Raw genomic sequence first — 4,384 nt, forward strand, 5'->3', positions numbered from 1 at the left:
CTTTACAATCACGCTTCAAAACCAGGGCCCGAGAGCTATTGTGCCTGGCGACACAGTGATCGTGAAAGACCAGCTGCCAGCAGGTTACAATGTAACGGGCTTTGCACCGGGCGCCGGTAAGTACGATTCAACCAGCGGTCGCTGGACCGGTTTGAATGTAGCGGCAGGACAGAACGTGACCCTGTTGGTGAATGGTACCGTGGCAACAGATTACAGCGGCAACAGCCTGACGAATAAAGTCAGCGGCCTTACACCGAAGAAAGATTCCATACCTGTTGAAAACGGTGGAGGAGCCACTGTAACGGTCGAAGACAGTACAGATACAGTTTATCACCTGAAGTTGAGCAAGAAGGCGAACAGCGCCACAGCTAAAGCCGGTGGTCCGCTGAACTTTACAATCACGCTTCAAAACCAGGGCCCGAGAGCTATTGTGCCTGGCGACACAGTGATCGTGAAAGACCAGCTGCCAGCAGGTTACAATGTAACAGGCTTTGTACCAGGCGCAGGTAAGTATGATGCTGCCAGTGGTCGGTGGACAGGTTTGAATGTAGCAGCAGGACAAAATGTGACCCTGTTGGTGAATGGTACCGTGGCAACAGATTACAGCGGCAACAGCCTGACAAATAAAGTCACTGGTCTTACGCCCAATGGAGATGACATACCGCTTGATAATGGTGGTGCTTCAACTGTGGAAATCGAACAGGACGACCTGGTGGTGCCGAATGTGATCACACCTAATGGAGATGGTGTAAATGATGTGCTGCGAATAAAAGGATTGGAAAAATATAAAGATCCGGAACTGGTCATCATCAATCGCTGGAACAACCTGGTATACAAAAAGAGTAATTATGATAACACCTGGAATGGATCGGGCTTATTGGAAGGAACTTATTTCTATGTATTGACAGTGAAGGATAATAGTGGAAAGGTGATCATAAAACGTGGATATATAATGGTTTTACGTTAAAGTGTATTTTATGAAATTGAAATTTGTAAGCAGTGTAATAATCGGGGGGATCTTTTTATGGTCCCTCCCGGTAAGGGCCCAGCAAGCCCCTCAGATTAGTCAGTATATGTTTCATGGATTGTTCATCAATCCTGCTTATGCAGGGTACCGTGAGCAGCTTAATCTCACTGGCATCTACAGGAATCAGTGGACAGGCGTGGAAGGGGCTCCCAGAACGGGTTCTCTGGCAGTAGATGGTACCATCAATGATGACAAGGTGGGGTTGGGCCTCAATATTATTGCCGACAAACTGGGAGCTATGACCAATCTGGGCGCTTATGCCAACTTCGCATACCGCATCAAATTTGACAGTTATGAGGGAGTGCCCAGAACCCTGGCGATTGGTATTGCAGGCGGCATCGCGCAACAGTCGCTGGATGGTACCAAACTGAATCCAGATGAAACGAATGACCTCCGGCTGCTGAACCAGCGGAAAACTCTAACCATGCCGGATGCACGTGTTGGTGTGCTATATAATACAGACAGATTTTATGCAGGGATTTCCGCGGATAATATTGGCGTGCACTTTATAAAACCCAAGAAAGATCCTACCCGTTTACTGCCGGAAACCAAAATGAACCTTTACCTGCTTGCCGGATACCTCTTTCCGTTGTCAGAAGCAGTGGCAGTACGGCCATCCATGATGCTGAAAAACGACATGGCCGGCCCTGGCAGCCTGGATCTGACCACCTATGTGCTGATTCAGCAGATGGTGTGGCTGGGAGCTACGTACAGGACGGGTGTTACAATGTTCAATAAGAATGTAGACCCCAGGCTGGAGAAACCATCAGCCATTGTGTTTGGTGCGCAATTTTTCCTGGGAGAACAATTCAGGCTTGGATATTCATATGACCGCTCGCTGAAAACCACAGCGACGTTAGGTACCAGCAGCCACGAGATATCCATCGGGTTTATCTTTCCAAGAAAGGATGAACAAACGCTTACTCCCAGATTTTTCTGATCATTATCTTCATAACAACAGCAACTTATCTGATGTATATTTCTACCATACGCAAATTCGTCATTGGATTGCTTTGCAGCGGCTTGTTTACGATGAATGTAGTGGCGCAATCCAGTCTGAAAGAAGCTGATCGTGAATTCGAAAAGCTCAACTTTTCCATCGCAGTAAAAAAATATGAAAAAGCATATGTAAGCAAACCTTCCATTAAGGCTGTTGATGGCATGGCGAAATCCTACCTTAAAATGAGGAATTTTCAGCTTGCAGAGGCCTGGTACGAAAAATTGGTGGCAATGCCGGGCGCCCCTGTAGACAGCTATATCAGCTATGCAGCAGTATTGAAAAATAACGGGAAGTACACAGAGGCCAGGAAACAATACCAGTATCTCCGGGATAATCATTTCCCGGGAGTAGATGTGGCAACTATGAACAGAATGATCCGTTCCTGCGACTCCGCCGTTTTGTGGATGAATAATCCCACAGATACCCATGTACGGAATCTGTCCTTCATCAACACGGAATATGCCGACTGGGGATGCCTTTCATTCAGCGGAGGATTGCTGTTCGTGTCGGATCGTGTAGAGCGCGAATACAACAATAAGAAGTATGGATGGACCGGCAACGGGTATACCCGGTTGTTTTTTGCAGATGCCGCTATGGCCGTCAGACCGCTGGACACTGATAACATCAATGGCGCTTTCCATACCGGGCAGGCTACACTGAATGCTGATGCATCAGAAATGATATTCAGCAAAACAGATAATTCAGTGAAGAAGGAAATCAAGGTCGGAGACAAGCAAGTGAGCACAGTGGGATTCAGCCTGTATGACAGCCGTTTTAGCAATGGCAAATGGTCCGCCGTTACACCGCTGTCACTTGGAGCAACTGCAAAAGGCTATTCTGTGAATGATCCTTTTCTGACCAGTAACGGCAAATACCTGTACTTCTCTTCCGATATGCCCGGTGGTTATGGCGGAGCGGATATTTATCGGGCAGAACGTTTGTCTGATGACAGCTGGAGCACACCTGTGAATTTGGGCCCTAAAGTCAATACGAATGGAGATGAGAGATGCCCTGCATTTGATGAAAAAGGAAACTTCTATTTCTCATCGGATAACCTGATCGGTATGGGCGGACTGGATATATTTATTGTGCCGGGCGGGGACCACTCGAAGGTTGATCCGGTGAACATGGGATACCCTGTGAATAGTTCCGAAGATGATTTTTCGCTTCGGTTTAAAGACAGCTCAACCGGATACCTTTCTTCCAACCGGCAAGGCGGAAAGGGGAACGATGATATTTACAGCTTCCAGCTGAATGCATCGCTCCTGGCGCCATCCTTTATCAAACTAAGTGGTAAAGTGGTCAACAAAACAACCTTAACGCCAATCGCCAACGCTGTTGTAACTATTACCGATAGCAGCAGGAATGATCGAAGACAAATATCGACGGACAATGAGGGCTTCTTTAACTTCAGGTTGGATACGATTGCTACCTATCAGTTAAAAGCCGAGAAGACCGGGTATCTGCGTGATAACGGGCTATCTGTTGATTTGAGCACGCTGGACAAAAGAGATAGTGTATTTGTATTGCTGAAGCTGGATAGTATCCTGCTTAATCATCCGCAGCGGCTGTTCGATCATATTGGAAATATCTATTTCGACTTCGATAAATGGGATTTGAAACCGGAAATGAAGGCCGATGTAGATAAGCTGGTGAATATCCTGCAGATGGAACCCACCCTTAAAGTGAAAATCAGTGCATATACCGATTCAAGGGGAAAAGCTTCTTATAATTTGAAACTCTCCCAGTACAGAGCTCAAAGTGTAGTGGACTACATGAAGGAAAAAGGGATCGATGTAGACAGGCTGGAGGCCAAAGGTTATGGAGCAACAAACCTGGTGAATGGCTGTAAAGCCGGCGTGCCATGTACGGAAGCAGAGCATCTGCAAAACAGAAGAGTTGAATTTACTTTGTTTAAAAGATAATAATATGGGATTGAAAATGAAGCGTCCTATTTTCCTGCTGATCCTCATAATAGGGGGCATGCTGCTTTCCTGCAGAACCGGGAGCTACACAGGTGGAAGCGTGGCCCGGAAACGGAGCGGAATCATACCCTGTCCCAAAATCGGAGGGCATCCGGAGAGAAGAATATTTAGCCGCGCTTTTTACCAGTAAGGCTTAGTTTATTTACCAACCATGGGCGCCTTGACGCCTTCCTTTGAAAATCGGCAACAGCCAGGCTATATCAATATCGACGCAGTTTTTTTGACAGGGAAACTGCTGCTGTGAGATATAGCCTTTTTAAAGTAACAGTTGTTCATAGTTTGCCCGTTTTTTTATCATCGCCTGGTTGTTAATTAAAAGTTAATGCCCGGTTCATACAGGGTAAAAAGATAATGATGATGTATCTGGTGTAT

The 4,384-nt window shown here is 46.5% G+C and carries 3 protein-coding genes; all 3 read left to right on the forward strand.

Going from position 1 to position 4,384, the window contains the following annotated elements; all coding sequences use genetic code 11:
* Positions 1 to 967: gliding motility-associated C-terminal domain-containing protein (locus tag VIM72_RS12710; RefSeq protein ID WP_332003206.1), on the forward strand; the 967-nt coding region annotated here is incomplete at its 5' end.
* A gap of 10 nt (positions 968 to 977) precedes the next feature.
* On the forward strand, positions 978 to 1,967 hold the full coding sequence (locus VIM72_RS12715; RefSeq protein ID WP_332003207.1) for a type IX secretion system membrane protein PorP/SprF: 990 nt from the start codon (positions 978 to 980) through the stop codon (positions 1,965 to 1,967).
* 32 nt (positions 1,968 to 1,999) lie between these two features.
* Positions 2,000 to 3,952, forward strand: coding sequence for an OmpA family protein (locus VIM72_RS12720; protein ID WP_332003208.1), 1,953 nt, complete (start codon positions 2,000 to 2,002; stop codon positions 3,950 to 3,952).
* Positions 3,953 to 4,384: the final 432 nt, after the last annotated feature.

It is taken from the genome of Chitinophaga sp., assembly GCF_036569185.1.
Lineage (GTDB): Bacteria > Bacteroidota > Bacteroidia > Chitinophagales > Chitinophagaceae > Chitinophaga.